Source organism: Acidobacteriota bacterium, assembly GCA_016208495.1.
GTDB lineage: Bacteria > Acidobacteriota > Blastocatellia > Chloracidobacteriales > Chloracidobacteriaceae > JACQXX01.
In genome coordinates, this window is sequence record JACQXX010000005.1 from 1 (window position 1) to 6,884 (window position 6,884).

Genomic DNA, 6,884 nt, shown 5'->3' on the forward strand with positions numbered 1-6,884 from the left:
ACGCTTGAATATGATGCAAACACGGGGCGGGTGACAGGTCAGAAATTCGCCGATGGAGGAATTGAACTCTACCGGTACACGTTTTCAGGTGGGCAGGTGACGGGCGTGACGATCACGGATCCGATGGGGCGGGTGACGACTCGGAGGTTCAACACCGCTGGCTATGTGATTGAAACCACGGATGAACTGGGACAGGTCAGACGGGTTGAGCGGGAAATTGGGACGAATCTACCGATGGCCACCATTGGGGCAAATGGAGCGATGGAAAATCAACAGGTCTATGATTCCAGAGGGAATACAACCGAAATGACGGACGAGCTTGGTCATTCCAACCGGATGGAATACGAGCCGGTGTTTAACAATCCCACCAAAATGGTTGATAAGCTGGGTCATGAAACCCGGATGGAATATGATGAACGTGGAAACCAAACGGCAATGATCAATGCTCTGGGGGAAATTACCCGATGGGAATATGACCAGTTTGGGCAAGTGGTGAGTATGACGGATGGACTTGGGCACACCTCACGAATGGAATATGACCAATATGGCAATGTGATTGCGCAAGTTGACCCACTTGGAAATCGAACAACCTTTGAATTCAACCAGTTAGGATGGCAACAGGTGGTAGTTGACCCCGAAGACCGTCGAAAGGAAGTGACGTTTGACAAAATTGGGCGGGTCATTATCTATAAGGATTCAAACAATACTGAGATGCAATTTACCTATAATGAAAACGATCTACTGATAAGTAGAACTGATGCTCTAAACCGGACATGGCGAATGGAATATGACATAAAAAACCGATTGGTTAAAGAAATTGACCCTTTGGGCAGGGAAATCCAATCGGAATTCAATTTGAAAGATGAGCAAATTTCTGTTGTTTCTCCATCAGGAAGAACTACTCGTTACACCTATGACCTGAGAGGATCAAAGGAAACAATCACTGATCCTGAAGGGAATACAGTACAATATATCTATAATACTGATCAGCATTTGATGGCAGTGATTGACCAGCGAGGGAACTCTGTTCGGTTCAACCATGATGACTTAAACCGGTTAAGCGGGATCATTGACCCACTCGGAAAAGTGACTTGGATGGAATACGATGTTCAGGGAAACAAAACTTTGGAAGTGGATCGGTTGGGACGACGAACCGTTCTGGAATATGATCTACTCAATCGCCCCTCGAAGATTATGTATCCAGATGCGGAGGTCCTGTGGATTTATGATGCAGCAGGCAGACAGACGAACGTGACAGATACTCAGGGTGGACACATTGTCTGGAACTACGACGACGCCAATCGATTGATTTCTGAAATAACTCAGGTTGAAGGAGTCACATATCAGTACAATAAAGCTGGAGATCGAACCCGACTCACTGTGCCGGGGCAAGCTCCGATCACCTATGAGTATGATTCGGCTGGAAGAGTGCAAATCCTCCGACAAGGTGCGGATACCTTCACCTTTGCGTATGATGTTCTCTCAAGAACTATGAGCTTCAATCGACCAAATGGAGTCCGCACCAGCTACATCTATGATGAAGTCGACCGGTTGAAACGAATAACCCATACTGATGTTCAGAATCAACCGATTGAGGATTTTCAATTTGCCTACACTCTCGATGACGAAATTGCGGCCTGGACCTCCTTGTTTTCTCCGATAGGGTTACCGGAGGAAAAGACCCTGAGCCCGGCGGATGCCGCCAATCGAATTCAGCAATCAGGGTTGCCGAGGTTTGACTTTGATATGCTCGGCCAACCTATCACCAAAACCGACCTCACCGGAACCACGCGTTATGAATGGAACTCCCGTAGCAGGTTGACCAAAGTCACTCTTTCTAACGGTCAACAGGTGGAATATCGCTATGACGCGCTTGGCCGACGGATTGAGCGAACCGTTGGGAGCACATCTACCAAGTTTGTCTATGATGGACAAGATGTTGTTCAAGACCAAGTCAATGGCAACCCAGTGAACTATTTGAATGGGCTCGGAATGGATCAAAAATTAAGCCAATCCAGTACCCATGGGAAGTTCTTCCTTATCCCCGATCATTTGGGCAGCACCGTTGCTTTGACGGATACCAGCGGAAAGACCCTGGAACAAATGAGTTATGAGGCATTTGGACAAAGTACTGACAACAATCAATTGACACGTTATCTCTATACCGGACGCGAAGAGGATCATCTTACAAAACTGATTTACTACCGGGCAAGATGGTACGATCCGTACCAAGGCAGATTTCTTACTGAGGATTTTCTAAAATATAAGGGTGGGACGAATCTTAACCTCTACCTTTATGTGTCAAATTCAGCAATCAATCTGGTAGATCCATTGGGTCTTGAAGAAAGATGGCCCCATCTCAGGAATTGTATTGGGTATGCTCTTGGCGCTGGTTGCGCAGTTGCCCCAAGTGGTGGATATGAATCCCTTGAGCAATGGTTGTGGTGGAATTATGGGTATCGCTGTCATTTTACCCGACCAAAAGAGTCTTGTAACTGCCTTTGTGGTGCAAAAGGAAGATTCTTGCTTTATATATACAAATATTTTGGGAAGGGTCATCCATTCTATGACAAATGGGATTATGGCTACGACAATCCTAATATTCCAGATTCGAGTGATTATCATGCTATAAAGGCTACCTTCCCAACAGGGCACACAACCTGGAGTTATCTAAAAAACGCTCAGCCTAGTGAGTTTCCTAAGCTAACTCCAAATCCATATGACCCTGATTCACTTTGGTTTGAATGGGGATTTAAAGAAGTTCCAAGGCAAAGATATTGCTGTTGTAAGTATAAATAATGCTGCTTCTACCAGATTTTGTGTTGTACGGTTACTATATTGAAAATAAAGGACTTATGCCTACTTTATTTTGTAGAGCCTTGAATTTCAAGAGTCGATTTTCAACAACTTACGAAAACTCAAAAATGTCTAACCAGCCTTTGACGGGTCAAAACACAAAATCCGGTGGAAGCAAGAAAATTGTTCTTTCTGTCACAAATCCTGTGATGAGAGGCTCAAACAGAAGGATTTAAACCAATAAGTCCGTTGGTTTGTGATTAGGAAGTTTCCAAAATCAATGCCACCACAGGGGTTGTTACAGAAAAAGAATTAGAAAAGAGGTTAAACTCAATTAAAGGAGAAAGTCATTAAATGCTTGCGAAACAATTAGTTAATTCACTTTTGGTTATGTTTAGCGTTTATTTTTCTTTAGGTTTTCCGCTCGTTTTAATTGATAAAGAATTGATTAAGGTTGAGCAAAAAAGAGAAAAGAAACTAATTCGGATTTCATTTATCATTGAGCCTAACAGGGAAAAATATCAGATTGATGAGTTTGGCTATTCTTCAAATAAATTGGAGGATGTTATTTTCTTTCTTCAATCTCAAAATAAAAAAAAGATAGGATATAAGTTTGAATTCTATTCAGATCACAAACTACCAACTGAATTAATTATTGAATTCAAACAAGAATTCAAAAAGCGGGGTATAAAACTAGAACATTTTTGGGTCCCAGTTGGCTGGATTTCTTCAAAGCAAAAATACCCGGGTTGGATTGATGTTGGATCGAACTACAAAAAAAATGAGAAGAAAATAAAATATTGATTCGATAATTGCTGCTTCTACCGGATTTTGTGTTGTGCCAAGCTGATGTTGGAAATAAAGGGCTTGTCAGTACTACCCGCGTGAGCGGGTGGGTTTGGGATCAACTCAGGCCCACCCACTGACGCGGGTGGTACTGACTGAGTTGCTCTTCTGATTTATCTCCAACACAAAATCCGGTAGAAGCAGGATAATTGCATTTGCCGATTGACTGGACTCCCATTTCCCTGCCCACTGGATGCAACCAATCCGCGAATGCGCTACTACCGGGCGCTGGTTCGACGGGCGGAAGGCAAATGGGGTGAAGCGGCTGATGAATTGACGACTTTGAGTGGACTCTTCCCGCGAGACCGGGAACTGCACCGGCACCTGGCCCAAACCCGGCTTCTGCTTGGACAGTTGGTGGAAGCCGAAACCGTCGCCCGGCAGATTCTGGCAATTGATCCAAATGATGCCGGGGCGTACCAGTTTCTGGCGGCGGTTTACACCCGAATGGATCGCCATGCGGAAGCGAATTGGGCGGCGAAGCAGTACGTTCTCTGGCGGGAAGACCCGCTGGCCAACGAAGTCGCCGCCCGGTTTTACGCGGCCCATCCGGAATGGCAGGAACTGCGCACCAAACGGATGATGTATGGAAAGGGTGCTCCGGCACGACCGGTTCTGACCGGAAGTCAGGCATCACCAGTTGAATGATGAGCGGAGGGGCGTCGAGGGCTTCCCGCCGCGCCCTATATAATAAGGAGAGAGACGGATGAGTTGGAAATTGCGGCACGTGAAAATAATCCTGCTGGTGATGGTTCTCGGTTTTCTTTCCGTAGGCGGATGGGCGGTGTCAGCCTGGGTGCGGCAACAAACCGGCGGGACGACCCGGTTTGTGTATGACGAAAAAAGCCAGCTTCGGGCCGTGATTGCGCCCAACGGAGACGTGGCGATCTACGAGTATGACCCGGCGGGGAACATCACGGCGATTCGACGGGGTTCAGCCGCGCAACCCGTGATTCTGTCCTTTTTCGCCAAGGAAGGGATTGCCGGCGACAAGGTGACCTTTGTCGGCACTGGATTTGGCCCGACGGTGGCTGAGAACCTGGTGATGTTCAAAGATGGCAAAACCGCCGTCATTGAAAGCGCATCGGTGACGGAAATTGTGGCCATCGTTCCGGAAGGGACCGTGACGGGTGAGGTCACGATCCAAACGCCAACCCAAACCCTGACAACCAGTGAACCATTTGTGATCGTGCCTCCGGTTCAGGTTACGCCATTGCCAGTGGTGATTGATTTTCGCGAACAGGTCAACTTCACCGCCCGAGTGCGGGTTCAATCCAGTGACCGGAGTGTGACGTGGTCGGTGACGACGGGAACCGGCTCCGGAAATGGGACCATCACTCAAAATGGAGTCTATAACGCCCCCCGGTTGTTTACCGATGCCATCTCATCCGTTCCTATCGTGGTGAGGGCCACCAGCAAAGCCTTTCCAACTCTGTTTACTGAGGTTCCAGTCACCGTTGGGCGAGTTCGGGTCACACCGTCAGAAGCCATCCTGCTGCCCACTGAACAACTTCAGTTGACAGCCTCAGTGTTCGCCGTAGCCCTGCCGGCCAATAACCGGAAAGTGACGTGGTTGGTCAACGGCATTCTGGGAGGCAACCCGACGGTTGGAACGATTTCAGCCGAAGGACTCTATCAAGCTCCAGCGTTGATTCCAGCCGAACCGGTTGTGATTCGGGCCATGAGCCAGACGCTTCCACAACTCTTTGCCGAAGCCCGGATCCGAATCGGCCAAATCCAGGTCGTTCCAGCGGAATTGACGGTTGGTCCAGGCGCCTCGGGCCAGTTTACCGCGACATTGCCAGGCACGATTGCTGAACAACCGATCATCTGGAGCATCAACGGGGTTGAAGGCGGCAATGAAGCCATCGGCACCATAACCGATGCGGGGGTGTATACTGCCCCAAATGCGGTTGTGACTCAACTTATCACAGTTCGCGCCGCGAGTCGGCTGGCTCCCAACTTGTTTGGAGAAGCCCGCGTGCGGATGGGTACGATCTCGGTTTCCACATCCCAACCATTTGTTGAGCTGGGTGGAGGTTCGTTCAGTGCCCTGTGTACGGCCAATATTGAGGTTGGACCGGAGATCAACCGGGATGTCGAATGGAGCATTAACGGCGTGGTTGAAGGAAATAATTCATTAGGGACGATCATCCCCGTGCCAAATCGGAATTTCGTGGCCCACTATGACCCACCTGACCGGCTGCCGCCAGTACCGATTGTGATTCGGGCGACCCTCAAGGCGCAGCCTTCGATTTTTGGCGAAGCTGGCATCACGCTTGGGAAAATGACGCTGAGTCCAACGGCGGCGGTGCTGGGACCGGGATTGAAACAGAAATTCACCTCAGTCGTGACCCTGCTTTCAGACAACAAACAGGTGGTGTGGAGTGTCAACCAGCGGGTAGGCGGGTCATCGTCAACCGGGTTGATCAATACCGATGGAACCTACACGGCACCAAACCAACCATCAACAGCCCGAGTCCAGATAACGGCCACAAGCCTCGCCGTTCCACGGTTGACGAAGACCGCCGACGTCACACTGGTCGGAAGCATCCAGGTGAGCCCGGCTTCGGCGTCGCTGGTCACGGAGCAAACGGCTCAGTTCAACGCAGTGGTGCTGCCGCAAGGGACAGTGGATCAGGTCACCTGGAGCGTCAACGGAGCACCGGGAGGGAATGCAACAGTTGGAACCATCAGCGGGAGCGGGTTTTATACGGCTCCGGCGACTGTCCCGACCGGCGCCATCACCATTCGGGCGACCAGCACCGCTGTTCCGAGTGTGTTTGGCGAAGCCCGGGTCACCGTGACCGGGATCACCAATATCCAGGTATTTGTCTCGCCATCAAATGCGACGGTGACAGCGGGAGACAGCTTCCAGTTCAATGTGCAGGTGCTGCCGGGCAATGCCAACCAGCAGGTGACCTGGAGTGTCGATGGGATTCCAGGTGGAAATTCAAACGTGGGAACGATTTCCCCGACCGGGCTCTACACGGCGCCGACCACGGTTCCGTCAGGCGGGTTGTCGGTGACGGTACGTGCCACCAGCGTGGCCCAACCGACAGCTTTTTCGGACGCCACCGTGATTGTTCCTGACACTGGCTCTTAAATGCAGGGTTCAGGGTTCAGGGTTCAGGGTTTGAAAACCGGAGTTAAGAACGAGCCTTGAGTCTGAACCCACCTGCCGAATCACATGTGGCTCAAGCGTTCGTCGTCAACGTGAGTTCACCAACCCTGGACCCTGA

At 49.8% G+C, this 6,884-nt stretch carries 4 protein-coding genes; all 4 read left to right on the plus strand.

Features of this window, described 5'->3' with window-relative positions; genetic code table 11:
- The first annotated feature begins 165 nt into the window (after positions 1-165).
- On the plus strand, positions 166-2,799 hold the full coding sequence (locus HY774_00850; GenBank protein ID MBI4747009.1) for an RHS repeat protein: 2,634 nt from the start codon (positions 166-168) through the stop codon (positions 2,797-2,799).
- Between the two features lie 351 nt (positions 2,800-3,150).
- Entirely contained in the window at positions 3,151-3,600 is a 450-nt protein-coding gene (locus tag HY774_00855) for a hypothetical protein (GenBank protein MBI4747010.1), read from the plus strand.
- A gap of 204 nt (positions 3,601-3,804) precedes the next feature.
- Positions 3,805-4,290, plus strand: a complete 486-nt coding sequence (locus HY774_00860) for a tetratricopeptide repeat protein (protein MBI4747011.1) — start codon at positions 3,805-3,807, stop codon at positions 4,288-4,290.
- A gap of 58 nt (positions 4,291-4,348) precedes the next feature.
- Positions 4,349-6,748, plus strand: a complete 2,400-nt coding sequence (locus tag HY774_00865; GenBank protein ID MBI4747012.1) for an IPT/TIG domain-containing protein — start codon at positions 4,349-4,351, stop codon at positions 6,746-6,748.
- Positions 6,749-6,884: the final 136 nt, after the last annotated feature.